The sequence below is a fragment of the Aromatoleum toluolicum genome, assembly GCF_012911005.2.
GTDB lineage: Bacteria > Pseudomonadota > Gammaproteobacteria > Burkholderiales > Rhodocyclaceae > Aromatoleum > Aromatoleum toluolicum.
Genome location: NZ_WTVS01000001.1, coordinates 159,519 through 183,473, shown reverse-complemented (window position 1 = coordinate 183,473; position 23,955 = coordinate 159,519). Strand labels below are relative to the sequence as shown.

At 61.6% G+C, this 23,955-nt stretch carries 23 protein-coding genes and 1 tRNA gene; 23 read left to right on the top strand and 1 reads right to left on the bottom strand.

The window, feature by feature from the left end; translation table 11 throughout:
- The first annotated feature begins 25 nt into the window (after nucleotides 1-25).
- Nucleotides 26-3,253 carry a carbamoyl-phosphate synthase large subunit gene (gene carB / locus GPA27_RS00820; RefSeq protein ID WP_169136819.1) on the top strand — a complete coding sequence of 1,076 codons (3,228 nt, stop codon included), beginning with the start codon at nucleotides 26-28 and terminating at the stop codon, nucleotides 3,251-3,253.
- The gene (gene greA, locus GPA27_RS00815; RefSeq protein WP_169136810.1) at nucleotides 3,250-3,726 is read left to right on the top strand and encodes a transcription elongation factor GreA; all 477 of its coding nucleotides are present in this window, start codon (nucleotides 3,250-3,252) and stop codon (nucleotides 3,724-3,726) included. The genes carB and greA overlap by 4 nt, the downstream gene beginning before the upstream one ends.
- A gap of 82 nt (nucleotides 3,727-3,808) precedes the next feature.
- On the opposite strand, the gene GPA27_RS00810 is transcribed toward greA, so the two are convergent.
- Complete coding sequence (locus GPA27_RS00810) at nucleotides 3,809-4,276, bottom strand: YhbY family RNA-binding protein (protein ID WP_169136808.1); 468 nt, start codon at nucleotides 4,274-4,276, stop codon at nucleotides 3,809-3,811.
- Between the two features lie 39 nt (nucleotides 4,277-4,315).
- Here GPA27_RS00810 and GPA27_RS00805 point away from each other — a divergent pair, with 39 nt between their 5' ends.
- From GPA27_RS00805 to GPA27_RS00705, 21 genes are all read left to right on the top strand, one after another.
- Nucleotides 4,316-4,939 carry an RlmE family RNA methyltransferase gene (locus GPA27_RS00805; RefSeq protein ID WP_169136806.1) on the top strand — a complete coding sequence of 208 codons (624 nt, stop codon included), beginning with the start codon at nucleotides 4,316-4,318 and terminating at the stop codon, nucleotides 4,937-4,939.
- A 118-nt stretch (nucleotides 4,940-5,057) separates the two neighbouring features.
- A complete protein-coding gene (gene ftsH, locus GPA27_RS00800) occupies nucleotides 5,058-6,953 on the top strand; it encodes an ATP-dependent zinc metalloprotease FtsH (protein WP_169136804.1) in 1,896 nt (631 codons plus the stop codon).
- A 74-nt stretch (nucleotides 6,954-7,027) separates the two neighbouring features.
- Complete coding sequence (gene folP, locus GPA27_RS00795; protein ID WP_169136802.1) at nucleotides 7,028-7,861, top strand: dihydropteroate synthase; 834 nt, start codon at nucleotides 7,028-7,030, stop codon at nucleotides 7,859-7,861.
- A gap of 63 nt (nucleotides 7,862-7,924) precedes the next feature.
- On the top strand, nucleotides 7,925-9,286 hold the full coding sequence (glmM, locus tag GPA27_RS00790; protein ID WP_169136800.1) for a phosphoglucosamine mutase: 1,362 nt from the start codon (nucleotides 7,925-7,927) through the stop codon (nucleotides 9,284-9,286).
- Nucleotides 9,287-9,444: 158 nt separating this feature from the next.
- The gene (locus tag GPA27_RS00785) at nucleotides 9,445-10,437 is read left to right on the top strand and encodes a PstS family phosphate ABC transporter substrate-binding protein (protein ID WP_169136798.1); all 993 of its coding nucleotides are present in this window, start codon (nucleotides 9,445-9,447) and stop codon (nucleotides 10,435-10,437) included.
- Between the two features lie 67 nt (nucleotides 10,438-10,504).
- A complete protein-coding gene (gene pstC, locus GPA27_RS00780; RefSeq protein WP_169136796.1) occupies nucleotides 10,505-11,464 on the top strand; it encodes a phosphate ABC transporter permease subunit PstC in 960 nt (319 codons plus the stop codon).
- 10 nt (nucleotides 11,465-11,474) lie between these two features.
- On the top strand, nucleotides 11,475-12,398 hold the full coding sequence (gene pstA, locus GPA27_RS00775) for a phosphate ABC transporter permease PstA (protein ID WP_169136794.1): 924 nt from the start codon (nucleotides 11,475-11,477) through the stop codon (nucleotides 12,396-12,398).
- Nucleotides 12,399-12,415: 17 nt separating this feature from the next.
- Nucleotides 12,416-13,282, top strand: coding sequence for a phosphate ABC transporter ATP-binding protein PstB (pstB, locus tag GPA27_RS00770; RefSeq protein WP_246260884.1), 867 nt, complete (start codon nucleotides 12,416-12,418; stop codon nucleotides 13,280-13,282).
- A 194-nt stretch (nucleotides 13,283-13,476) separates the two neighbouring features.
- Nucleotides 13,477-14,226 carry a triose-phosphate isomerase gene (tpiA, locus tag GPA27_RS00765; RefSeq protein ID WP_169136792.1) on the top strand — a complete coding sequence of 250 codons (750 nt, stop codon included), beginning with the start codon at nucleotides 13,477-13,479 and terminating at the stop codon, nucleotides 14,224-14,226.
- A gap of 30 nt (nucleotides 14,227-14,256) precedes the next feature.
- Nucleotides 14,257-14,616: a preprotein translocase subunit SecG gene (gene secG / locus GPA27_RS00760; RefSeq protein ID WP_169136790.1), complete on the top strand. Its 360-nt coding sequence runs from the start codon at nucleotides 14,257-14,259 to the stop codon at nucleotides 14,614-14,616.
- Between the two features lie 62 nt (nucleotides 14,617-14,678).
- Nucleotides 14,679-14,763, top strand: a tRNA-Leu gene (locus tag GPA27_RS00755).
- Nucleotides 14,764-14,855: 92 nt separating this feature from the next.
- Nucleotides 14,856-15,230 (top strand): NADH-quinone oxidoreductase subunit A, encoded by a 375-nt coding sequence (gene ndhC / locus GPA27_RS00750; RefSeq protein WP_050416614.1) that lies wholly within the window; start codon nucleotides 14,856-14,858, stop codon nucleotides 15,228-15,230.
- A 3-nt stretch (nucleotides 15,231-15,233) separates the two neighbouring features.
- The gene (locus GPA27_RS00745) at nucleotides 15,234-15,710 is read left to right on the top strand and encodes a NuoB/complex I 20 kDa subunit family protein (protein WP_018992218.1); all 477 of its coding nucleotides are present in this window, start codon (nucleotides 15,234-15,236) and stop codon (nucleotides 15,708-15,710) included.
- Nucleotides 15,711-15,724: 14 nt separating this feature from the next.
- Nucleotides 15,725-16,330, top strand: a complete 606-nt coding sequence (locus tag GPA27_RS00740) for an NADH-quinone oxidoreductase subunit C (protein WP_169136788.1) — start codon at nucleotides 15,725-15,727, stop codon at nucleotides 16,328-16,330.
- Nucleotides 16,323-17,576, top strand: coding sequence for an NADH-quinone oxidoreductase subunit D (locus tag GPA27_RS00735; protein WP_169136926.1), 1,254 nt, complete (start codon nucleotides 16,323-16,325; stop codon nucleotides 17,574-17,576). The genes GPA27_RS00740 and GPA27_RS00735 overlap by 8 nt, the downstream gene beginning before the upstream one ends.
- Nucleotides 17,577-17,625: 49 nt before the next feature.
- Nucleotides 17,626-18,105 (top strand): NADH-quinone oxidoreductase subunit NuoE, encoded by a 480-nt coding sequence (gene nuoE, locus GPA27_RS00730; protein WP_050416612.1) that lies wholly within the window; start codon nucleotides 17,626-17,628, stop codon nucleotides 18,103-18,105.
- Nucleotides 18,102-19,415, top strand: coding sequence for an NADH-quinone oxidoreductase subunit NuoF (gene nuoF / locus GPA27_RS00725; protein WP_211164756.1), 1,314 nt, complete (start codon nucleotides 18,102-18,104; stop codon nucleotides 19,413-19,415). The genes nuoE and nuoF overlap by 4 nt, the downstream gene beginning before the upstream one ends.
- The gene (nuoG, locus tag GPA27_RS00720) at nucleotides 19,415-21,754 is read left to right on the top strand and encodes an NADH-quinone oxidoreductase subunit NuoG (protein ID WP_169136786.1); all 2,340 of its coding nucleotides are present in this window, start codon (nucleotides 19,415-19,417) and stop codon (nucleotides 21,752-21,754) included. Before nuoF ends, nuoG begins: the two co-directional genes overlap by 1 nt.
- Nucleotides 21,754-22,803: an NADH-quinone oxidoreductase subunit NuoH gene (nuoH, locus tag GPA27_RS00715; RefSeq protein WP_169136784.1), complete on the top strand. Its 1,050-nt coding sequence runs from the start codon at nucleotides 21,754-21,756 to the stop codon at nucleotides 22,801-22,803. Before nuoG ends, nuoH begins: the two co-directional genes overlap by 1 nt.
- Before the next feature lie 10 nt (nucleotides 22,804-22,813).
- Complete coding sequence (nuoI, locus tag GPA27_RS00710) at nucleotides 22,814-23,299, top strand: NADH-quinone oxidoreductase subunit NuoI (protein WP_018992225.1); 486 nt, start codon at nucleotides 22,814-22,816, stop codon at nucleotides 23,297-23,299.
- 30 nt (nucleotides 23,300-23,329) lie between these two features.
- Entirely contained in the window at nucleotides 23,330-23,932 is a 603-nt protein-coding gene (locus GPA27_RS00705; RefSeq protein ID WP_169136782.1) for an NADH-quinone oxidoreductase subunit J, read from the top strand.
- The last annotated feature ends 23 nt before the right edge of the window (nucleotides 23,933-23,955 follow it).

The window sequence follows — 23,955 nt, the reverse complement described above, 5'->3', positions numbered from 1 at the left end:
CCCAACGCAAGACCGAGGTTAGGCAATGCCTAAGCGCACAGACATTCAAAGCATTCTCATCATCGGCGCTGGCCCGATCATCATCGGGCAGGCGTGCGAATTCGACTACTCCGGTGCCCAGGCCTGCAAGGCGCTGCGCGAGGAGGGTTACAAGGTCGTCCTGGTGAACTCGAACCCGGCCACGATCATGACCGACCCGGGTACCGCCGACGTCACCTACATCGAGCCCATCACCTGGCAGGTGGTCGAGCGCATCATCGAAAAGGAGCGCCCCGACGCGCTGCTTCCCACAATGGGCGGCCAGACCGCGCTCAACTGCGCGCTCGATCTCGCCAAGCATGGCGTGCTGGAGAAGTATGGCGTGGAGCTCATCGGCGCCTCGCGCGAGGCGATCGACAAGGCCGAAGATCGCTTGAAGTTCAAGGACGCGATGACCAAGATCGGTCTCGGTTCGGCGCGCTCGGGCATCGCCCACAGCATGGAAGAGGCGCTGCAGGTTCAAGGCGGCATTGGCTTTCCGGCGATCATCCGTCCGAGCTTCACGCTCGGCGGCACCGGCGGTGGTATTGCCTACAACATGGAAGAGTTCCAGGAGATCTGCAAGCGCGGCCTCGAGGCGAGCCCGACCAACGAGCTGTTGATCGAAGAGTCGCTGCTCGGCTGGAAAGAGTACGAGATGGAAGTCGTCCGCGACCGCGCGGACAACTGCATTATCGTCTGCTCGATCGAAAACCTCGACCCGATGGGCGTGCATACCGGCGACTCGATCACCGTCGCGCCGGCGCAGACGCTTACCGACAAGGAATACCAGATCCTGCGCAACGCCTCGATCGCGGTGTTGCGCGAGATCGGCGTGGATACCGGCGGTTCGAACGTTCAGTTCGCGATCAACCCCAAGGACGGTCGCATGATCGTCATCGAGATGAACCCGCGCGTGTCGCGTTCATCCGCGCTCGCATCGAAGGCCACTGGTTTTCCCATCGCCAAGGTCGCGGCGAAGCTCGCCGTCGGCTACACGCTCGACGAGCTCAAGAACGACATCACGGGCGGTGCGACGCCGGCTTCGTTCGAGCCCTCGATCGACTACGTGGTCACCAAGATTCCGCGTTTTGCCTTCGAGAAGTTCCCGCAGGCGAACGACCGACTTACCACGCAGATGAAATCGGTCGGCGAAGTCATGGCGATGGGCCGTACCTTCCAGGAGTCCTTCCAGAAGGCCCTGCGCGGGCTGGAAGTGGGTGTCTACGGTCTCGACGAGGTCGAGGCCGATCGTGCCGACCTCGAGCACGAACTCGCGAATCCCGGTGCACAGCGCATCTGGTACGTCGGCCAGGCTTTCCGCGAAGGCTACACGCAGGAGCAGGTGTTCAACCTGACCAAGATCGATTCCTGGTTCCTCGCGCAGATCGAGGATATCGTCCTGACGGAGAAGGCCATCACCGGTCGTTCGCTGAAGGCGATACAGGCGCCCGAACTGCGTGGACTCAAGCGCAAGGGCTTCTCCGATCGCCGCATTGCGAAGCTGCTCGGCGTGGATGAAACTGCCGTGCGCCTGCACCGTCACGCCAACGGTGTGCGCCCCGTGTTCAAGCGCGTAGATACCTGCGCCGCCGAATTCGCGACCTCGACCGCCTACATGTACTCCTCCTATGAGGAAGAGTGCGAAGCGCGTCCGACGGACAAGAAGAAGATCATGGTCCTCGGCGGCGGTCCCAACCGCATCGGCCAGGGTATCGAGTTCGACTACTGTTGCGTCCACGCCGCGCTCGCCCTGCGCGAAGACGGTTACGAGACCATCATGGTCAACTGCAACCCCGAGACCGTCTCGACCGACTACGACACGTCCGATCGCCTGTATTTCGAGCCGATCACGCTCGAGGACATCCTCGAGATCGTGCATATCGAGAAGCCCGTGGGCGTCATCGTCCAGTTCGGTGGCCAGACGCCGCTCAAGCGTGCGCAGGCCCTGGAAGAGAACGGCGTGCCCATCATCGGCACGAGCCCCGACATGATCGATGCGGCCGAGGACCGCGAGCGCTTCCAGAAGTTGCTCAACGATCTCGGCCTCAAGCAGCCGCCCAACCGTACCGCCCGAACCCCCGAGGCGGCCGTGCGGCTCGCGGCGGAAATCGGCTATCCGCTCGTCGTGCGTCCCAGCTACGTGCTCGGCGGCCGCGCGATGGAAATCGTGCATGAGCAGAAGGATCTCGAGCGCTACATGCGCGAGGCCGTGAAGGTCTCCAACGAGTCGCCGGTGCTCCTCGATCGCTTCCTCAATGACGCCACCGAGGTGGACGTCGATGCGCTGTCCGATGGCGAGCAGATCATCATCGGCGGCATCATGGAACACATTGAACAGGCTGGCGTTCACTCCGGTGATTCGGCGTGCTCCCTGCCGCCGTACACGCTTTCGGCCCGACTGCAGGACGAACTGCGCCGGCAGACCGAGGCGATGGCGCGAGCGCTCAACGTCTGCGGTCTCATGAACGTCCAGTTCGCCATCCAGGGCGAAGGTGACGATGCGACCGTCTACGTCCTCGAAGTCAACCCGCGTGCTTCACGCACCGTGCCCTTCGTCTCCAAAGCCTGCGGGCTGCAGCTCGCGAAGGTCGCCGCTCGCTGCATGGCAGGGCAGAGCCTTGCCAGCCAGGGTGTCACCGGCGAAATCGTTCCGCCGTACTTCTCGGTCAAGGAAGCGGTATTCCCGTTCGTCAAGTTCCCGGGTGTGGATACCATCCTCGGACCCGAGATGAAGTCCACCGGCGAAGTCATGGGGGTCGGCCGCAGTTTCGCGGAAGCGTTCGTGAAGTCGCAACTCGCCGCGGGCGTGCGGCTGCCGCAATCGGGCACGGCATTCATCAGCGTGAAGCCCACCGACCGCGGTGGTGCCGTCGAAGTGGCGCGCGAACTGAATGAACTCGGTTTCCGTATCGTCGCCACGCGGGGAACGGCTTCGGCGATCGAAGCAGCGGGAATTCCCGTGAACGTAGTCAACAAGGTCACCGAGGGACGTCCGCACATCGTGGACATGATCAAGAACAACGAAGTCAGCATGGTCATCAACACCGTCGAGGAGAAGCGCCAGGCGATCGTCGACTCGCGGTCCATCCGTACGAGCGCGCTTGCTGCCAAGCTCACGGTGTTCACGACCATCGAGGGTGCCCGCGCCGCCTGCATGGGCATGCGCCACCTTGAAGGACTCGAGGTCTACGGCCTGCAGTCCCTGCACGCGGAATTGAACAAGCAATCATGAACAAGACTCCCCTTACCGTGAACGGTGCGGAAAAGCTGCGCATCGAACTGCATCGCCTCAAGACCGTCGATCGTCCGAGCGTGATCGCGGCCATCGCCGAGGCGCGGTCGCACGGCGACCTCTCCGAAAACGCGGAATACGACGCGGCAAAGGAGCGTCAGGGCTTCATCGAGGGCCGGATCAAGGAAGTCGAGGGAAAGATTGCGAACGCGCAGATTATCGATCCGCGCCTTCTCGATGCCGACGGGCGCTGTGTGTTCGGTGCGACCGTAAACCTCGAGGACATGGAGTCCGGGAAGACCGTCACCTACCAGATCGTCGGTGACGACGAGGCCGACATCAAGGAGAACAAGATTTCCATCAGTTCTCCAATTGCCCGCGCGCTGATCGGCAAGTACGCCGGCGACATCGCCGAGGTGCAGGCACCGGGCGGCGTGCGCGAGTACGAGATTATCGAAGTACTCTACATCTGAAAGCAAACGGGCCGGGAGTAATGCCCCGGCCCGCTATGCGATTCCGTGAGGGGCGGCATTTGCCCCGTGCAGCGATTCGTGATCACTTGTTGCCGAGCGGCCCGGACTTGCGAGCGGGGCTTCTGGTGCGCTTTTCTGCCAGCCGTTTCTTGTCCGCGGCGGCCTTGATGAGCGCGGTGCGTCGCGCAGCGGCGGCGAATGCTCGGGCCGACTTGGCCTTGGCGGCGCGCGGCGCATTCACCGCAGAGGCAGGTTTCGACGACGCTGCCGCTTCCTCTTCGCGACGTTCGCGCCACATGACCAGGATCGTTCCGATGTGCTGCACCGGGGCGGCGTCGAGTTCCGCACAGATTGCCTGCATCAGCGCATCGCGGTCGGAGCGCTCGGTACCATGAACCTTGATCTTGATAAGCTCATGTGCCTGCAGGGAACGGTCGATCTCGCCCAGCACGGCCGGCGTGAGCCCGTTGCCCGCGACGCTGACAACCGGGTTCAGATGGTGGGCCGCGGCCCGCAATTCGCGGCGACGGGCAGGGGATAGTTCGATCATCGTTTTCTCAAATCTTTCAGGGGCATGGATTCTACTCCCATGACTAGGACCAAGACCAGCAAGGCATGGATGCACGAGCACGTGAACGACTCCTATGTGCAGCGTGCGAAGAGTGAAGGCTACCGTTCGCGTGCCGCGTACAAGCTGATGGAGATCGATGACAAGGACCACCTGCTGCGGCCCGGCATGGTCGTTGTCGACCTCGGAGCCGCTCCCGGCTCGTGGGCTCAGGTCGCGCTGCAACGCGTCGGCAGGGCCGGGCGTGTGTTCGCGCTCGACCTGCTCCCCGTCGAGCCATTGCCCGGCATGGAGTTCATTCAGGGCGACTTTCAGGAGGATGCCGTGCTGGGGGACCTCGAAAGCCGGCTCGCGGGTGAGCCGGTCGACCTTGTACTTTCGGACATGGCCCCCAATATGTCGGGTATCGACATGGTGGACCAGGCGCGTTCCATCCATCTTGGCGAGCTGGCCCTCGATTTCGCGGCACGGCATCTGAAACCTGGCGGAAACTTTCTTATCAAGGTGTTTCAGGGCATCGGCTTCATGGAGTTCCGTAGCGAGATCCAGCGCCATTTCGCCTCGCTTCAGGTGCGCAAGCCGAAGGCCTCGCGCGACCGCAGCGCCGAGGTCTATCTCCTGGGGCTGAGGCGCAGGCCCGGCTGAGTTGAACCTGCTGCGTCGATTGACTGTTTCGATCGTGACCATTGGTTTACGCAGTGGAACGTTCGCCACTAGAATGGGTCAATGTTTCGCTGCCCCCATGGGCTCATAAGGAAAGAAGTTGAATAATCTCTTCAAGAATCTCGCGATCTGGATGGTCATCGGCGTCGTCCTGATGACGGTGTTCAACCAGTTCAATTCGCGTCAGGTCTCTACCAACACGATGGAATATTCCCAGTTCCTCGAGGAGGCGAAGGCCGGGCGCATCGCGAAGGCGACGGTTGACGGTCGGCTCGTGCGTGCAACCACGCAGGAAGGGCGCCAGATCACGGTCTACACACCCGGGGTGCAGGACATCTGGATGGTGTCGGACCTGATCCGTGCCGGTGTTGCCGTCAATGCGAGCAAGCCCGAGGAAGAGCAGTCCTTCCTGATGAGCATCTTCGTGTCGTGGTTCCCGATGCTCCTGCTCATCGGCGTCTGGGTGTTCTTCATGCGCCAGATGCAGGGGGGCGGCCGTGGCGGCGCGTTCTCGTTCGGCAAGTCGAAGGCCCGCATGCTCGACGAGTCGGCGAATTCGCTGAGCTTCGCGGACGTTGCCGGCTGTGACGAGGCTAAGGAGGAGGTGGCGGAACTCGTGGATTTCCTCCGTGATCCGTCCAAATTCCAGAAGCTCGGCGGACACATCCCGAAGGGTGTCCTGATGGTCGGCTCCCCCGGTACCGGCAAGACCCTGCTCGCGAAGGCCATCGCCGGCGAGGCGAAGGTTCCGTTCTTCTCCATCTCCGGCTCGGATTTCGTCGAGATGTTCGTCGGCGTCGGTGCAGCGCGTGTGCGCGACATGTTCGAGCAGGCCAAGAAGCACGCCCCGTGCATCATCTTCATCGACGAGATCGATGCCGTCGGGCGCCAGCGTGGCGCCGGCATGGGTGGCGGCAACGACGAGCGCGAACAGACGCTCAACCAGCTGCTGGTCGAAATGGACGGCTTCGAGGGGCAAACCGGCGTGATCGTGATCGCGGCCACCAACCGACCCGACGTGCTCGACCCGGCCCTCCTTCGTCCGGGGCGCTTCGACCGCCAGGTCGTCGTGCCGCTGCCGGACATCCGCGGCCGCGAGCAGATCCTCAAGGTGCACATGCGCAAGGTGCCGATCGCGCCGGACGTCGAGCCGGTCGTTCTGGCGCGCGGTACGCCTGGCTTCTCGGGTGCCGACCTTGCAAACCTCGTCAATGAGGCGGCACTTTTCGCCGCGCGCGGCAGCAAGCGTCTGGTCGATATGGAAGACTTCGAGCGCGCCAAGGACAAGATCATGATGGGCTCGGAGCGTCGCTCAATGGTCATGCCCGAAGAAGAGCGCCGCAACACCGCCTACCACGAGTCGGGTCATGCAGTGGTCGCCAAGCTGCTCGACAAGACCGACCCGGTGCACAAGGTCACGATCATTCCGCGTGGTCGCGCCTTGGGCGTGACGATGCAACTGCCGGAGACCGATCGCTACAGCCAGGATCGCGAGCGCTTGTTGCAGACGATCGCCGTGTTGTTCGGCGGCCGGATCTGCGAAGAGATCTTCATGAAGCAGATGACCACCGGGGCATCGAACGACTTCCAGCGCGCGACCGATCTCGCGCGGCGGATGGTGACGCAGTGGGGCATGTCGGACAACCTCGGCCCGATGGTATACGGCGAGGAAGAAGGCGAGATCTTCCTCGGACGGCAGGTGACCACTCACCGTAACGTATCGGAAGCCACGATGCAGAAGGTGGATGCGGAGATCCGTCGCATCATTGACCAGCAGTACGCTCTGGCGCGCCGCCTGATTGAGGAAAACAGCGACAAGATCGAGGCGATGACCAAGGCGCTCCTCGAGTGGGAAACTCTGGATGCGGACCAGATCAGCGACATCATGGCCGGTCAGCCCCCGCGCGCGCCAAAGCCCACCTCGCAGGCCATCCGGCGCTCGCGGGATGACGATGCGCCCGGTGCAGCACCGACGGCGGCAGCGCCGGTCGCCTGATCCGATCAGATTTTGACGCAATCAGAATCGGGCCGACGTGAGTCGGCCCGATTCTTTTTCAGGAGAATGAAGACATGGCGGTTCTAAAGTGTGGCCGGTTCGACATCGATCTCGAGCGCCCGCGCATCATGGCCATCATCAACACCACGCCTGACTCGTTCAGCGGAGATGGGCTCGGCCATGACATCGATGCCGCCCTGCGGCGCTGCGAAAGCGCAGTCGCGGCCGGCGCGCACATCCTCGATATCGGCGGCGAGTCGACCCGCCCGGGGTCCGATTCCGTGTCAGAGCAGGAGGAGCTCGACCGCGTGGTTCCCCTTGTCGAACGGCTTGCCGACTGGCCGGTTCCTGTCTCCATCGACACGGTCAAGCCCGCGGTGATGCGCGCGTCCCTGGCTGCGGGTGCGAGTCTGATCAACGACATCAACGGATTCCGCGCGCCGGGGGCGATCGAGGCGGTGAGCGATTCCGATGCCGCTTTGTGCGTGATGCACATGCAGGGCGAACCGCGCAGCATGCAGGCGGCCCCTCACTACGATGATGTGGTAGGCGAGGTGATCGATTTTCTTGATCGACAGGTGCGTGTGCTGGAGGGGCAGGGGGTCGCCAGGGAGCGCATCGTCCTCGATCCCGGTTTCGGCTTCGGCAAGACGCTGGAGCACAATCTCGCGCTGATGCGCGCGCTCGACCGCTTCCTCGGGACGGGTTATCCACTGCTCATCGGTGTGTCGCGCAAGTCGATGTTGGGTGCAATTACCGGACGTGCTGTTGCAGACCGGACCGTCGCAAGCGTCGCGGCCGCCCTGATCGCCATCGAACGCGGGGCGCGCATCGTCCGCGTTCATGATGTGGCGCAGACGCGCGATGCCGTTGCCGTCTGGGAGGCGGTACGGTTCGGCGCGTCCTGATCGGCAGCTGTCGCCGCGACCGCTGAGAATGCGATAATTGGAGTTTTGCAATCGGAAGCAGTCATGGCACGCAAATATTTCGGTACCGACGGAGTCCGCGGCAAGGTCGGCGACTCCGCGATCACGCCTGATTTCGTCATGCGGCTCGGCTACGCCGCGGGCGTGACGATCATCGGGCGGGAGCAATTGCCGCGTGGCGAGCGGCCTGCGGTACTGATCGGCAAGGACACGCGGATTTCCGGCTACATGCTCGAGGCGGCCTTGGAGGCGGGTCTCGCTGCCGCCGGAGTCGACGTGCTGCTCGCGGGGCCGATTCCGACCCCGGCCGTGGCCTACCTCACCCGCGCCCTGCGCTTGCAGGCCGGTGTGGTGATCTCCGCTTCGCACAACCCGTATTTCGATAACGGCATCAAGTTCTTCTCGGCCAACGGCAGCAAGTTGCCGGATGCCGTCGAGATGGAAATCGAAGCGCGCGTGGATCAGCCGATGGGCTGTGCGGAGTCTGCCAGGCTCGGGAAGGCTCGGCGCATCGATGACGCGGCAGGCCGTTATGTGGAATTCTGCAAGAGCACCTTCCCGAACGAGCTGGATCTGCGAGAGCTCAGGATCGTCCTCGACTGTGCCAATGGAGCGGCGTACCACATCGCACCGAGCGTGTTCCACGAACTCGGGGCCGAAGTGGTGTCGGTCGGCGTCGAGCCCAACGGGCTCAACATCAACGAGCGTTGCGGAGCGACTTCGCCGGAGCATCTGCGTGCGGCAGTACTGGCCAACAAGGCAGATCTCGGGATCGCGCTCGATGGCGACGGCGACCGTGTGATGATGGTCGACGCGCGCGGCGAACTCTATGATGGCGACAAGCTTCTTTACGTGATCGCATCGGCGCAAAGAGGTCAGGAACGTCTCGATGGCGTCGTGGGCACCCTCATGAGCAATCTCGGCTTCGAACATGCGATCGGGAGGCTTGGGGTTCCCTTCGCGCGGGCGAAGGTGGGAGACCGCTATGTGCTCGAGATGCTGCAGGAGAAGGGCTGGAAGCTGGGTGGAGAGAACTCGGGCCACATCATCTGTCTCGATCGGCACACCACGGGAGACGGCATCATCTCCGCCCTGCAGGTGCTCGCCGCCCTGCAGCAGACGGGAAAGAGCCTTGCCGAAGCGTGCGCGGATCTCGTCTTCTATCCACAGAAGTTGATCAACGTAAAGCTTCCGGCCGGATTCGACTGGCAGGCGCATACGGGCATTGCCTCGGCTGCCAAGGATGCCGCGTCGCGGTTGGGGAGCCGTGGCCGTGTGCTGCTTCGTCCGTCGGGTACCGAACCGCTGCTGCGGGTCATGGTGGAAGGGCAGGACGGCGCCGAGGTGGAAGGCCTTGCGCGTGAAATCGCCGATTGCATCGAGAGAGCAACGACCGGCCACTGTTGATCCCCGTATATGAACTGTCACATTCCTGAAATGTGCTGCATCTAAAGTGTGCGCACTTCGGAATGCGTCCGCGTGGTGATGCGACTTGCCCTGCCTCCGGGCTCTGTGCGATGCATCCGGTTCGGACAACGATTGAGTTCATTCACTGGAGATTCACTATGTCGGGTTTCAAGCAGACTGCCCTCGCAGCCGCCGCCCTCGTACTGGGAGCGCAGGTCGCGCATGCCCAGTCCGTGGTCAAGATCGACGGTTCGAGCACGGTGTTCCCCGTCACCGAGGCAGTCGCCGAGGACTTCCAGTCCGCGAAGAAAGGTGCAGTGAAGGTTACGGTCGGCATCTCCGGAACCGGCGGTGGTTTCAAGAAGTTCTGCCGCGGCGAAATCGACATTGCCGACGCCTCGCGGCCCATCCTGAAAAAGGAAATGGAAGCCTGCTCGCAAGCCGGCATCAAGTACATCGAGCTGCCGGTCGCTTTCGATGCCTTGACCGTCGTCGCGAATCCCAAGAATGCCTTCATCAAGCAGCTGTCGGTCGAGCAGCTGAAGAAGATGTGGGAGCCGGGGGCTCAGGGCACCGTCACCAACTGGAAGCAGGTGGATCCGTCCTTCCCTGATGCACCGCTCAAGCTGTTTGGTGCGGGCTCCGATTCGGGTACCTTCGATTACTTCACGGAAGCGGTCGTCGGCAAAGCGAAGGCCTCGCGCGGCGACTACACGGCCTCCGAGGACGACAACGTGCTGGTGCAGGGTGTCTCCCGCGACATCAATGCCATCGGCTACTTCGGTTATGCCTATTACGCGGAGAACCAGGGCAAGCTCAAGGCTGTGCCGATCGTGAATAAGGAAGGCAAGCCAGTTCAGCCCGGTCCGGCAGCGGTGCTTGATGGTTCGTACAATCCGCTGTCGCGTCCGATCTTCATCTACGTCGCGGAAAAGTCGCTGGAAAAGGCTGAAGTCCGCGACTTCGTGACCTACTATCTGAAGAATGCGAGCAAGCTCGCGGCTGAGGTGAAATACGTACCGCTTCCGCCCAAGGCCTACGAGATCGCCCTTGACCACGTCAACAAGAAGAAGCTCGGCACCGTCTTCAGTGGCGAAGCAGAGGTCGGTGTGACGATCGATGCGCTGCTGGCTCGCGAAGCCAAGCTCTGATCGTATCTGAAGGTTGCGGTGCCCGGGCGTTCCGCCTGGGTACCCTTTTGTCGTCTGTAGGCGTCCAATGCAAGAAACCAATTCCGGCGGTGCCGCCGCACTCGTGCCTCACGGTCCGCTGTCCGTCAGCGACCGGCTTGCGAAGAAGGCGCTGCGCCACTTCAAGGAGCGCCTGATCGAGCTCCTGCTTCTGGGCGCTGCGTTCGTCTCGGTCCTCACGACGGTCGGCATCATCTGGGTGCTGGTAAGCGAGTCTGTGAATTTCTTCGGCACCGTGTCGATCTGGTCCTTTCTCACTGACACGATGTGGACGCCGCTGTTCGCCGAGCCGCGCTACGGGATCCTGCCATTGCTTGCGGGCACGCTGACCACCTCTGCCGTAGCGCTCATCGTGGCGATACCGCTGGGAACAACGATCGCGATCTATCTTTCCGAATTCGCCCGCCCGACGGTGCGTGAATTGGTCAAGCCCTTCCTCGAACTGCTCGGGGGCATTCCCACCATCGTGTACGGGTACTTTGCCCTGATGGTAGTCATTCCGATGCTGCAACTGCTCATGCCGGAACTGTCGGGATTCAACATGCTCGGCGCCGGCATCGTCATGGGGATCGCCATCATTCCATACGTGAGCTCACTCGCCGAGGACGCCATGCGCGCGGTCCCGATGAGCATGCGCGAAGGTTCGTATGCCATGGGGGCGACTAGGCTGCAGACGGCGTTTCGGGTGGTCTTCCCCGCGGCTTTGTCGGGCATCCTGTCTGCATACATCCTCGGAATTTCGCGTGCCGTGGGAGAAACCATGATCGTGGCGGTGGCGGCGGGCATGCAGCCCAACTTCACGGTGAATCCGCTCGAGCCGGCGCAGACGATCTCCGCCTACATCGTGCAGGTCGCACTGGGCGATCTCCCGCATGGTTCCATCGGCTACCAGTCGATCTTCGCGGCCGGCCTGAGCCTGATGCTCATGACGCTTGCCCTGAATCTCGTCGGGCACGTCGTGCGGCGGCGGTACCGCGAAGCGTATTGAGAAGAACAGCATGAAAGCAGAAGACATTCCCCTGATCAGAAAGATCATCCGGCGCAACAAGCGCCTCGAACTGCTGTTCGCGGTTGCCGGCCTCGTTGCCCTGCTTATCGGTGTTCTGACCTTCGTTGCGCTGTTCGCGCAGATGGCCTTCGCCGGTTGGGAGCGCATCACCCCCGAGTTCTTCACGAACTTCCCTTCGCGGCGTGCCGCACAGGCAGGGATCTTGTCGGCGTGGGTGGGCTCGTTGCTCGTGATGCTCGTCACTGCGGTGTCGGCCGTCCCGCTGGGCGTCGCCTCGGGCATCTACCTCGAAGAGTACGCGCCGAAGAACCTGCTCACCGATATCATCGAGATCAATGTGACCAACCTCGCCGGTGTGCCGTCGATCGTGTATGGCCTGCTGGCGCTCGGGGTGTTCGTGTACACCTTCGGGTTCGGGCAAAGCATCCTCTCTGCGGGTCTGACGCTCGGTCTCCTCATCCTCCCCGTGGTCATCGTGGCGACCCGCGAATCGATCCGTTCGATTCCCTTGCACATCCGCGAGGCGGCCTACGGATTGGGTGCGACGCGTTGGCAGGTGACCCGCGACCACATCGTGCCTTATTCACTGCCGGGTATCATGACCGGAGTCATCATCGGCATGTCGCGGGCCATAGGCGAGACGGCTCCCATCATCACCATCGGAGCGCTGACCTTCATCGCGTTCCTCCCGGAGTCGCCCGTCGGTCCTGAGTTCCCCTGGGTGAACTTCGAGTGGCTGACGTCGGGTTTTACCGTGATGCCGATCCAGATGTTCAACTGGACTTCGCGTCCGGAAGAGGCTTTCCAGCAAAACGCTGCGGCAGCCGGTTTTATCCTCGTCCTCATGACATTGGCGATGAATGCGGTCTCTATCTGGATTCGTTACCACGTGCGCAAGGACATCAAATGGTAAGCGTTGCTACGATGCGAATGAGCGAACAAACTGCCGCGGACACTCAAGTGCAGCCTGATGCTGCCGCAGGCGCGGCGCGGAGCCTGAACTCCCCCGAGACAACGGCGCGGATCGGGAGCGGAGTGCCCGTGAAGGCTTCCGTGGAGAATTTCAGTTTCTATTACGGCGATTTCAAGGCGCTCAAGTCGATCAGCATGCCCGTGCATGAGAAGCGCGTGACCGCCCTGATCGGACCATCCGGATGCGGCAAATCAACGCTCCTGCGGACTTTCAACCGCATGCACGATCTCTATCCGGGCAATCGCTACGAAGGGACGATCCGGCTGCATCCGGACAATACCAACCTGCTGGATCCGGCCGTCGATCCCATCGAAGTGCGCATGCGCATCGGCATGGTCTTCCAGAAGCCCAACCCGTTCCCGAAGTCGATCTACGAGAACGTTGCCTACGGCCTGCGCATCCGGGGTGAGCGCAATCGCTCGGCGATCGACGACCAGGTGCGGGAGGCGCTGCGTGGCGCGGCCTTGTGGTCGGAGGTCGAGCACCGACTGCATGATCCGGCCACGGCATTGTCGGGTGGCCAGCAGCAGCGACTGTGCATTGCGCGTTGCCTCGCCACCCAGCCCGAGGTGCTGCTGTTCGACGAGCCGACGTCGGCGCTCGATCCGATCGCGACCGCCAGTATCGAGGAGCTGATCCACGAACTGCGGGACAAGGTCACGATCCTCATCGTCACGCATAACATGCAGCAGGCTGCCCGCGTGTCCGACTACACGGCATACATGTATCTCGGCGAGTTGATGGAGTTCGGCGAAACCAACCAGATCTTCGTCAATCCGACGCGCAAGGAAACCGAAGACTACATCACCGGCCGCTTCGGCTAGGTGCGCGGGCGGGACCTCGTCCGGCACTCACCGACTCTGGCGAACGACGGTCCCGAAGACATGGAATCGCCAGGGTGTATGTCGCGAGAAGAGGGGGCCTTCCAGTGGCCCCCGTCGGTCACGGTTCTCCCAGCCTTTCTTTACCTCGATGAGGCCTCACGTTACAATCGAAAAATTTCGCTGGGGCGCGGTGCATGAAACGAAAGCTAGTCGTCGGTAACTGGAAGATGAACGGCGACCGTGCGCGTAACAGTGCTCTGCTGGACCAGTTTCTGGGCGCCATGCCCGCGGGCGTCGACGTCGCGGTATGTCCGCCGTTTGCATATCTTTCACAGGTCGGAGAAATCCTGAGTGGCAGCGCTGTGGTGCTCGGCGCTCAGGATGTGAGCGAATTCCACGATGGCGCCTACACGGGCGATGTCAGCGTCACGATGCTTGCCGATTGGGGTGTCCGACTTGTAATTGTCGGCCATTCCGAGCGAAGGGCGTTGCATGGCGAGTCCGATACGGTAGTTGCCCGCAAGGCTGCTGCAGCACTCGATGGCGGGATTGTACCCATCGTCTGCATCGGCGAGACGCTGGCCGAGCGTGAGTCCGGGGTGACGGAGCAGGTGCTCCTGCGGCAACTGGACGCGCTTGCGGCTAATCTGTCGCCCGAGTTGCTGCAGCGTATCGTTCTGGCTTACGAGCCGGTCTGGGCGATCGGCACCGGTCGCGCTGCGACCGTCGAGCAGGTTCAGGCGGTGCTGGGATTCGTCAGGCGTTGGCTGGCGCGCCATCTCTCCGCTCCCGAGCGGATTCGCATCCTTTATGGCGGCAGTGTGAAGCCCGAGACGGCGAACGGGCTGTTCGGTTTGCCGGACGCAGATGGTGGCTTGATCGGTGGGGCTTCGCTTGATGCGCAGTCCTTTCTTGAAATCTGTCGAGCGGCAACGGTCGCGTAGGGCAGTTGAGATTCAAAACAGGGTCATATTATGAGCAATTACTTATTTTCTATTGTCCTGACCATTCATGTGTTGGTGGGGCTTGGCATCATTGCTCTGGTTCTGATGCAGCATGGCAAGGGGGCTGATGCGGGTGCAGCGTTCGGCGGTGGGGCGTCGGGCAGCGTGTTCGGGTCCTCCGGTTCGGCGAATTTCCTCAGTCGCACCACGGCAATACTCGCGGCGGTATTTTTCCTGACGAGCCTTGGGCTCAGCTACCTCAGTAACGGCAAGGCAGTTAAACCTTCCAGTGTCATGCAGGATGCTGCCGTGACCGCGCCGGCGTCCGCTGGGGATGCGGCCCCTGCTGGTGCGGCGGGCGACTCGAAGGCGCAGTCGATCCCGAAATAAGTTCCCCTCGGGTCTTTGCGGGATACGGGAAAGGTCGTATAATTTCTAGCTGTAACGAACGTGCCGACGTGGTGAAATTGGTAGACACGCCATCTTGAGGGGGTGGTGGCGAAAGCCGTGTGAGTTCGAGTCTCACCGTCGGCACCAGAACACTGAATCGCCCGCGAAAGCGGGCGTTTTCATGCAGTGGATTAATAAAAAAACTAAAACAATCTGAATTTAAGACGGGGTGTCACGCAATGCTGGAAAACTACTTTCCTGTTCTGATGTTCATCCTCGTGGGGCTTGGTTTCGGCCTTGTTCCTGTCATCCTTGGGCGGCTCGTCGCGCCCTATCGTCCCGGCAGCGAAAAGCTGTCTCCGTATGAGTGTGGCTTCGAGGCATTCGAAGATGCGCGCATGAAGTTCGATGTGCGTTATTACCTCATCGCGATCCTTTTTATACTTTTCGATCTCGAAATCGCCTTTCTTTTTCCGTGGGCGACGGTGTTCCAGGAATTCATTGCGGCCGGTCAGGTTGCATGGTTCGTCTTCGGTTCGGTTATGGTTTTCATCGCCGTGCTGGTCATCGGTTATGTCGTCGAGTGGAAAAACGGTGCGCTCGACTGGGAGTGATGCATGAGTATTGAGGGCGTCTTTCGCGAAGGGTTTGTAACTACTTCGCTCGATGCAGTAATCAACTGGACTCGCACGGGGTCCCTCTGGCCGATGACCTTCGGTCTGGCTTGCTGTGCGGTCGAGATGATTCATGCGGGTTGTTCTCGTTACGATCTCGATCGCTTTGGTGTCGTGTTTCGGCCCAGTCCGAGGCAGTCGGACCTGATGATCGTGGCGGGGACTCTCTGCAACAAGATGGCGCCGGCGCTGCGCAAGGTGTATGAGCAGATGGCCGAGCCGCGCTGGGTCATCTCGATGGGGTCGTGCGCCAACGGTGGTGGCTACTACCATTACTCGTACTCGGTCGTGCGCGGCTGTGATCGCATCGTGCCGGTCGACGTGTACGTCCCGGGTTGTCCGCCTACGGCTGAAGCGCTGCTCTACGGCATCATTCAGCTCCAAAACAAGATCAAGCGCACGAATACCATCGCGCGCTGACGGATGGTTCATCTATGAGTCCCAAGCTTGAGCGTCTGAGCCAGGCCCTGCAAGAGGTCCTGGGTGACAAGTTGCGGTCGATTGTGGTCGATCGTGGTGAGGTGACCATCGACGTTGCGCCCGAAGATTATCTCGGCGTTGCTCAGAGCCTGCGTGATCACGCGGATCTGTGCTTCGAAGAACTGATCGATGTGTCCGGTCTCGATTATTCGACGTACGGGAATGGCGCCTGGGGTGGAAAGCGCTTTGCGGTTGCCGTCCATCTCCTTTCGGTTGCGAAGAACTGGCGTCTGCGCGTGAAGGTCTTCGCGGCTGACGACGATTTTCCGGTGCTCGAATCCGTCGTCGGTGTCTGGCCGAGCGCCAACTGGTACGAGCGTGAGACCTTCGATCTGTACGGAATCATGTTCTCGGGTCACCCGGATCTGCGGCGGATCCTGACGGACTACGGTTTTGTCGGTCATCCATTCCGCAAGGATTTCCCGGTCACCGGGTACGTCGAGATGCGCTACGACGCGGAGCAGGGTCGGGTTGTCTATCAGCCCGTTACGGTCGAGCCGCGCGAAAACACGCCGCGCATCGTGCGCGAAGAGAATTACGGGGATGTCGGCCATGGCTGAGATTCGCAATTACACGATCAACTTTGGTCCTCAGCATCCGTCTGCGCACGGCGTGCTGCGTCTGGTTCTTGAGCTGGACGGCGAAGTCGTCGAGCGCGCCGATCCCCATATCGGGTTGCTGCACCGGGGGACGGAAAAGCTTGCTGAAACACGCACTTGGATCCAGTCGGTGCCCTACATGGACCGTCTCGACTACGTGTCCATGATGTGCAATGAACATGCGTACTGCATGGCGATCGAGCGCCTCCTAGGAATCGAGGTGCCGATCCGTGCGCAGTACATTCGCGTGATGTTCGATGAGGTCACGCGAATTCTGAACCACCTCCTGGGTATCGGTACGCACGCACTCGACATCGGCGCCATGACGATGGTGCTGTACACGTTCCGCGAACGTGAAGACCTCATGGACGTGTATGAAGCGGTGTCCGGTGCGCGGATGCATGCGGCGTATTACCGTCCGGGTGGCGTCTATCGTGATCTGCCTGACCGCATGCCCCAGTACGAGGTCAACAAGTTCAAGAACGCCAACACGGTTCGCCAGTTGAACGAGAGCCGCCAGGGTTCGATGCTGGACTTCCTCGAAGACTTTACCAATCGCTTCAACGGCTACTGCGACGATTACGAGACGCTGCTGACCGATAACCGGATCTGGAAGCAGCGGACCGTCGGCATCGGGGTCGTGACGCCCGAGCAGGCGAAGGCCTGGGGCTTCACCGGTGTGATGTTGCGCGGTTCCGGCGTGGCTTGGGATCTGCGCAAGAAGCAGCCTTACGAGGTCTACGACCAGGTCGATTTCGATGTGCCGGTCGGAAAGACGGGCGACTGCTATGACCGCTACCTCGTCCGGATGGAGGAGATGCGGCAGTCCAATCGCATCATCAAGCAGTGCATCGACTGGTTGCGCAAGAACCCCGGTCCCGTGATTGCAGACAATCACAAGGTTGCGCCGCCCCCGCGTGAGCGCATGAAGGCGAACATGGAAGAGCTTATCCATCACTTCAAGCTCTTCACCGAAGGCATGCACGTTCCGGCGGGCGAGGTTTATGCCGCGGTCGAGCATCCCAAGGGCGAGTTCGGCGTGTATGCAGTATCCGACGGCGCGAATAAGCCCTACCGCCTGAAGATGCGTGCGCCGGGCTTTGCGCACCTTGCTGCGATGGACGAAATTGCGCGTGGTCACATGATTGCTGACGTCGTCGCGATCATTGGAACCATGGACGTCGTGTTTGGCGAAATCGACCGCTGAACGCTTGGTCTTGAAACGTCGGCAGGCAACCCGGGAAGACGAGTACGAAATGCTGAGTCAGGAATCGCTACAACAGATCGATCGTGAGATCGCGAAATATCCACCCGAGCAGAAGCAGTCCGCCGCGATGTCGGCGCTGCGCATCGCGCAGGTCGAAAAGGGCTGGCTGCCGAAGGAAGTCATCGAGTTCGTTGCCAGCTACCTCGGCATGCCCGCGATTGCGGCCTATGAGGTGGCGAGCTTCTACAACATGTATGACCTCGAGCCGGTTGGGCGTCACAAGATCACCGTGTGCACGAACCTCCCCTGTGCGCTGTCCGGGGGTGTTCATGCGGCTGATTACCTCAAGGAAAAGCTCGGCATCGACTTCAACGAAACGACCCCGGACGGGAAGTTCACGCTGAAGGAGGGCGAGTGCATGGGTGCTTGCGGGGACGCCCCCGTGCTGCTGGTGAATAACCATCACATGTGCAGCTGGATGACGAAGGAAAAGATCGATCAGATCCTCGCGGAGCTGGAAGACAAATGAGCGGAAGCGGACTGATTCTCGCCGGCGTCGACGGCGATCGCGCCTGGGGGCTGCAGGACTATGTTGCACGGGGTGGCTACTCCGCGCTGCGCAAGGTCATCAGCGAAAAAATCCCGCCCGAGACGATCATCGCGGAGCTCAAGGCCTCCTCGCTGCGCGGTCGAGGCGGAGCAGGCTTCCCAACCGGGTTGAAGTGGAGCTTCATGCCGCGCTCCTTCCCAGGGGCAAAGTACCTTGCGTGTAACTCGGACGAAGGCGAGCCCGGTACCTTCAAGGATCGCGATATCCTGCGCTACAACCCGCACACGGTCATCGAAGGGATGACCATCGCGGCGTATGCGATGGGTTGCGAGCGGGGCTACAACTATATTCACGGCGAGATCTTCGAGGTCTACGAGCGTTTCGAAGCTGCGCTTGCCGAAGCACGGGCGGCCGGCCTGCTCGGGCAGAACATCCTCGGTTCCGATTTCTCGTTCGAGCTGTTCGCCCATCACGGCTACGGCGCCTATATCTGCGGTGAGGAAACTGCACTGCTCGAGTCGATCGAAGGCAAGAAGGGCCAGCCGCGCTTCAAGCCGCCTTTCCCCGCCAGCTACGGTCTGTACGGGAAACCCACGACGATCAACAACACGGAAACCTTCGCGTCCGTGCCGTTCATCATCAACATGGGCGGAGAGGCCTTCCTCAACCTGGGCAAGGCGAACAACGGCGGCACGAAGCTGTTCTCGGTATCCGGTCATGTGAATCGTCCCGGCAATTACGAAGTTGCCATGGGGACACCGTTCGCCGAGCTGCTCGAGATGGCTGGCGGGATGCGCGGCGGGCGCAAGCTCAAGGCGGTGATCCCTGGCGGTTCGTCGGCGCCCGTCGTTCCGGGCAACGTGATGATGGACTGCACGATGGACTATGACTCGATCTCGAAAGCGGGGTCGATGCTCGGTTCCGGCGCCGTCATCGTGATGGACGAAACGACGTGCATGGTCAAGGCGCTCGAGCGACTGTCGTACTTCTACTTCGAGGAGTCCTGCGGCCAGTGCACCCCTTGCCGGGAAGGTACGGGCTGGCTCTACCGCGTCGTCCATCGTATCGAAAACGGACTCGGCCGGAAGGACGACCTCGACCTCCTGAATTCGGTGACCGGCAACATCATGGGGCGCACGATCTGCGCGCTCGGTGACGCCGCGTCGATGCCGGTGCAGAGCTTCGTCAAGCACTTCGGTTCCGAGTTCGAGTACCACATCGAAAACAAGAAATGTCTAGTGCCGCCTGAAGTCCAGTATGAAGGCAGCCAAATCTACGTGAGACCGTGATGCTAGAGATTGAAATCGACGGCAAGCAGGTGACGGTCGAGGATGGCAGCACCATCATGGATGCTGCCACCAAGATCGGTGCTTTCGTTCCGCACTTCTGTTACCACAAGAAGCTCTCGATCGCGGCGAGCTGCCGCATGTGCCTCGTTCAGGTCGAAAAGGCACCCAAGCCGCTTCCCGCGTGCGCCACTCCCGTGACGAACGGGATGAAGGTGTGGACACGCTCGGAGCAGGCGGTGAAGGCCCAGAAGGGCGTCATGGAGTTTCTGCTCATCAACCACCCGCTGGATTGCCCGATCTGCGACCAAGGTGGCGAGTGCCAATTGCAGGATCTGGCTGTCGGCTATGGCGGCAGCCAGTCGCGTTACGAGGAAGAGAAGCGCGTCGTTCTGAACAAGAACCTCGGTCCGCTCGTTTCGACCGACATGACCCGCTGCATCAACTGCACGCGTTGCGTGCGGTTCACAACGGAAATCGCAGGCCAGATGGAACTGGGCCAGGCCTTCCGCGGCGAACATGCCGAGATCATGCCGTTCGTCGAAAAGACGGTGGACTCGGAGTTGTCCGGCAATATCATCGATCTCTGCCCCGTCGGTGCGCTGACCTCGAAGCCGTTCCGCTTCTCGGCCCGTACCTGGGAGCTTGCGCGCCGCCGTTCGGTGAGCCCGCATGATTCGCTCGGTTCGAACCTGATCGTCCAGGTCAAGCACGATGTGGTCAAGCGCGTGCTGCCGTTCGAAAACGAGGACATCAACGAGTGCTGGCTGTCCGACAAGGACCGTTTCTCGTACGAAGGTCTCAACGGCGAAGATCGTCTCACCGTCCCGATGCTCAAGCAGGACGGCGTCTGGAAGGAAGCCGACTGGCAGACGGCACTTGAGTTCGCTGCGAACGGTCTGCGCAAGACGGCCAAGCAGAACGGTCCGGATTCCATCGGCGCGCTGGCTTCGCCGCATGCGACGGTCGAAGAACTCTATCTTCTGCAGAAGCTCACTCGTGCCATCGGGTCGGACAGCGTCGATTTCCGCCTGCGTCAGAGCGACTTCCGTGCAGATGGCTTCCGCGAAGGTGCGCCGTGGCTGGGCATGCCCATCAACGAGGTGGCTGGTCTCAACCGTCTGCTCGTGGTTGGCAGCTTCCTGCGCAAGGACACGCCGCTGCTCGCGCAGCGCGTGCGGCAGGCGGCCAAGCGCGGCCTGCATGTGAGCGCGATCAATGCGAGTGCCGAGGATTGGCTGTTGCCGATGAAGAACCGCGTGCTGGCCGCTCCGTCCGCGATCGTCCCCGTGCTCCTGCAGGTGGTTGCCGTCATCGCGGCCGAGAAGGGTGCAAAGGTCGCCGAGCATCTTTCCGCGGCCATGCCCTCTGCGGTGTCCGATGAGGCGCGTGCGATCGCCCTGAGTCTGGCGTCCGGCCGCAAAGTCGCTGTCTGGCTCGGCAACCTTGCGGTGCAGAGTGAATATGCTTGCGAGATTCAGCAGCTCGCTGAGGAAATTGCGCGCCTGACCGACGGTGTTTTCGGCGTGATCGGCGAGGCAGCCAACAGTGTCGGCGGTTATCTTGCGAAGGCAGTGCCCCTGGTTGGTGGCCTCAATGCGCGGCAGATGCTGGAGCAGCCCCGCAAGGCCTATCTCCTGCTGAATGCCGAACCGGACATGGATTTTGCGAACCCGGCACTGACGCAGGCCGTATTGGAGGCTGCGCCGTTGGTGATCGCACTGTCGGCCTTCAAGTCGCCGTCCCTGCTTGCCGCAGCGGATGTGCTGCTGCCGATCGCTCCGTTCACGGAGACCTCGGGCACTTTCGTGAACTGCGAAGGGCGTGCGCAGAACTTCAACGCAGTCGCTCGTCCCGTCGGTGATACCCGTCCCGGCTGGAAGGTTCTGCGGGTTCTCGGAAATCTTCTCGAGTTCGAAGGCTTCGATCAGAACGATTCGGAGGCTGTCGCTGCGGAGGCGCTCGCAGATGGCAACCGTCCGGATCTCGGTAATCGTCTGTATGGCCTCGAGTTCAAGTTCGCCGGACAGGCGACCGCGGGATTCGAAAGGCTCAGCGATGTGCCGATCTACGCTGCGGATCCGCTGGTGCGACGCGCCACGTCGCTGCAGAAGACGCGCGACGCGAAGGCCCCGGTGGTGCGCGCGAGTGCGGCGACCCTTGCCGCGATCGGCGTTGAATCGGGCGCGCGGGTGCGCCTGAAGCAGGGGCAGGGGGCGGCCGAGGTCCTGATCGTCGCGGACGATTCGATCGCGGCGAACTGCGTGCGTGTTGCGGCGGCCAACGCGGCAACCGCCGCCCTCGGCGCAATGTGCGGCGAGATCAGCGTGGAGCGTGTCTGATGGAAGCGTTGCTGGAACCCGTGTCGCAGTTTTTCGGTCCCGCGTGGCCTGCCGTCTGGACGCTCGCAAAGATCGTCGCGATCATCGCGCCGCTCATGATCGGCGTGGCCTACCTGACGCTCGCCGAACGCAAGGTCATCGGCTACATGCAGGTCCGCATCGGCCCTAACCGTGTCGGCCCGAAGGGGCTGCTGCAGCCGATCGCCGATGGTATGAAGCTCCTCTTCAAGGAGATCATCATTCCTTCGGGCGCGAGCAAGGGGCTTTTCATCCTCGGGCCGATTCTCGCGATCGCCCCGTCCCTAGCGGCCTGGTCGGTGGTGCCCTTCAGCGAGGGGATGGTGCTCGCAAACGTGAACGCTGGCCTGTTGCTGCTGCTGGCAATCACGTCGATGGAGGTGTACGGCGTCATCATCGCCGGCTGGGCATCGAACTCGAAGTATCCGTTCCTCGGATCCATGCGGGCGGCAGCCCAGATGGTGTCGTACGAAGTGGCGATGGGTTTCGCTCTGATCTGTGTGCTGCTGATCTCGGCGAGCCTCAACCTGAGCGACATCGTGCATTCGCAGGGGCAGGGTAGGTTCCATGACATGGGGCTGTCTTTCCTGTCCTGGAACTGGCTTCCGTTGCTGCCGATGTTCATCGTCTTCCTGATCTCGGGTATCGCGGAAACCAACCGCGCTCCGTTCGACGTGGTCGAGGGCGAGTCGGAAGTGGTTGCCGGGCACATGGTCGAATACTCGGGGATGGCGTTCGCGCTGTTCTTCCTGGCCGAGTACGCGAACATGTTCCTTGTGTCGGTGATGACGGCGGTGCTCTTCATGGGCGGCTGGCTTTCGCCGATCGGCGCGATTCCTGACGGTTTCCACTGGCTGGCACTGAAGACTGCGTTCTTCCTGTTCGTGTTCCTGTGGGTACGTGCGACATTCCCGCGCTTCCGCTACGACCACATCATGCGGTTGGGTTGGAAGGTGTTTATTCCGATCACCCTGGTATGGGTGATTGTGGTGGCGGTGTGGATGATGTCGCCGCTGTCTATCTGGAAGTGAGAGGCTGAAGATGGGTGCCAAGGATTACATCGGTAGCCTGTTCCTGACGGAACTGATCAAGGGCTTGGCGCTTACGGGGCGTCACCTGTTCGCGCGCAAGATCACGGTGCAGTTTCCGGAGGAGAAGACTCCGCAAAGCCCGCGTTTTCGTGGCCTGCATGCCCTGCGACGCTATCCCAACGGTGAGGAGCGCTGCATCGCGTGCAAGCTGTGCGAGGCGATCTGCCCCGCAATGGCGATCACCATCGAGTCCGATCAGCGCGACGACGGTTCGCGACGCACGACCCGGTATGACATCGATCTGACGAAGTGCATCTTCTGTGGCTTCTGCGAGGAGGCTTGTCCCGTGGATGCGATCGTCGAGACCCGCGTGCTCGAGTACCACGGCGAGCAGCGGGGCGATCTGTATTACACGAAGCAGATGCTGCTCGCCGTCGGCGACCGGCATGAAGCCCAGATCGCTGCCGACCGCGAAGCAGACTCGAAGTACCGCTAAGGGAGGGCGCCTGCGGGCGCCGCAAAGGACATGGATTTCAAGACCCTCGTTTTCTACATCCTGTCGGCGATCATGGTGTTCGCCGCGCTTCGGGTGATTACGTCACGGAACCCGGTGCATGCCGCACTGTTCCTCGTGCTTTCCTTCGTAACCGCGGGCGGCATCTGGCTGCTTCTGGCCGCGGAGTTCCTCGCGATCGTACTGGTGATGGTGTACGTCGGTGCGGTCATGGTGCTCTTCCTGTTCGTCGTGATGATGCTTGACATCAACCTTGATCGGCTGCGCGAGGGCTTCTGGAGCTACCTGCCGGTTGGCGCGCTGATCGGAATCCTGCTGGTCATCGAAATGGCGTTGGTGCTTGGGGGCCGGTACTTCGGTCTCGAGGCGATGCCAGAACCGCCTGCAACGCAGGCCGGTTACAGCAATACGCGCGAACTGGGGCGTCTCCTGTACACCGATTACGTCTATCCGTTCGAACTTGCCTCGCTGCTGCTGCTGGTGGCGATGGTCGTTGCCGTGTCGCTGACCCTGCGCAAGCGCAAGGGGCTGCGTCAGGTGCATCCGTCGGATCAGGTGGCCGTCAAGCGTGGCGATCGCGTCGAACTCGTTTCGATGCCCGCCGAGAAAGAATAAGAACTGCGGCAGTTTCGCGGGAA

What these genes read in the sequence shown, in the direction of transcription:
- GPA27_RS00745 (WP_018992218.1), top strand. Translation starts at nt 15,234, where the DNA reads ATGAGTATTGAGGGCGTCTTTCGCGAAGGGTTTGTAACTACTTCGCTC.
- pstB (WP_246260884.1), top strand. Translation starts at nt 12,416, where the DNA reads ATGAGCGAACAAACTGCCGCGGACACTCAAGTGCAGCCTGATGCTGCC.
- GPA27_RS00735 (WP_169136926.1), top strand. Translation starts at nt 16,323, where the DNA reads ATGGCTGAGATTCGCAATTACACGATCAACTTTGGTCCTCAGCATCCG.
- GPA27_RS00805 (WP_169136806.1), top strand. Translation starts at nt 4,316, where the DNA reads ATGACTAGGACCAAGACCAGCAAGGCATGGATGCACGAGCACGTGAAC.
- greA (WP_169136810.1), top strand. Translation starts at nt 3,250, where the DNA reads ATGAACAAGACTCCCCTTACCGTGAACGGTGCGGAAAAGCTGCGCATC.
- nuoF (WP_211164756.1), top strand. Translation starts at nt 18,102, where the DNA reads ATGAGCGGAAGCGGACTGATTCTCGCCGGCGTCGACGGCGATCGCGCC.
- GPA27_RS00810 (WP_169136808.1), bottom strand. Translation starts at nt 4,276, where the DNA reads ATGATCGAACTATCCCCTGCCCGTCGCCGCGAATTGCGGGCCGCGGCC.
- pstA (WP_169136794.1), top strand. Translation starts at nt 11,475, where the DNA reads ATGAAAGCAGAAGACATTCCCCTGATCAGAAAGATCATCCGGCGCAAC.
- GPA27_RS00785 (WP_169136798.1), top strand. Translation starts at nt 9,445, where the DNA reads ATGTCGGGTTTCAAGCAGACTGCCCTCGCAGCCGCCGCCCTCGTACTG.
- GPA27_RS00740 (WP_169136788.1), top strand. Translation starts at nt 15,725, where the DNA reads ATGAGTCCCAAGCTTGAGCGTCTGAGCCAGGCCCTGCAAGAGGTCCTG.
- tpiA (WP_169136792.1), top strand. Translation starts at nt 13,477, where the DNA reads ATGAAACGAAAGCTAGTCGTCGGTAACTGGAAGATGAACGGCGACCGT.
- folP (WP_169136802.1), top strand. Translation starts at nt 7,028, where the DNA reads ATGGCGGTTCTAAAGTGTGGCCGGTTCGACATCGATCTCGAGCGCCCG.
- secG (WP_169136790.1), top strand. Translation starts at nt 14,257, where the DNA reads ATGAGCAATTACTTATTTTCTATTGTCCTGACCATTCATGTGTTGGTG.
- nuoG (WP_169136786.1), top strand. Translation starts at nt 19,415, where the DNA reads ATGCTAGAGATTGAAATCGACGGCAAGCAGGTGACGGTCGAGGATGGC.
- nuoI (WP_018992225.1), top strand. Translation starts at nt 22,814, where the DNA reads ATGGGTGCCAAGGATTACATCGGTAGCCTGTTCCTGACGGAACTGATC.
- ndhC (WP_050416614.1), top strand. Translation starts at nt 14,856, where the DNA reads ATGCTGGAAAACTACTTTCCTGTTCTGATGTTCATCCTCGTGGGGCTT.
- nuoH (WP_169136784.1), top strand. Translation starts at nt 21,754, where the DNA reads ATGGAAGCGTTGCTGGAACCCGTGTCGCAGTTTTTCGGTCCCGCGTGG.
- pstC (WP_169136796.1), top strand. Translation starts at nt 10,505, where the DNA reads ATGCAAGAAACCAATTCCGGCGGTGCCGCCGCACTCGTGCCTCACGGT.
- nuoE (WP_050416612.1), top strand. Translation starts at nt 17,626, where the DNA reads ATGCTGAGTCAGGAATCGCTACAACAGATCGATCGTGAGATCGCGAAA.
- glmM (WP_169136800.1), top strand. Translation starts at nt 7,925, where the DNA reads ATGGCACGCAAATATTTCGGTACCGACGGAGTCCGCGGCAAGGTCGGC.
- carB (WP_169136819.1), top strand. Translation starts at nt 26, where the DNA reads ATGCCTAAGCGCACAGACATTCAAAGCATTCTCATCATCGGCGCTGGC.
- GPA27_RS00705 (WP_169136782.1), top strand. Translation starts at nt 23,330, where the DNA reads ATGGATTTCAAGACCCTCGTTTTCTACATCCTGTCGGCGATCATGGTG.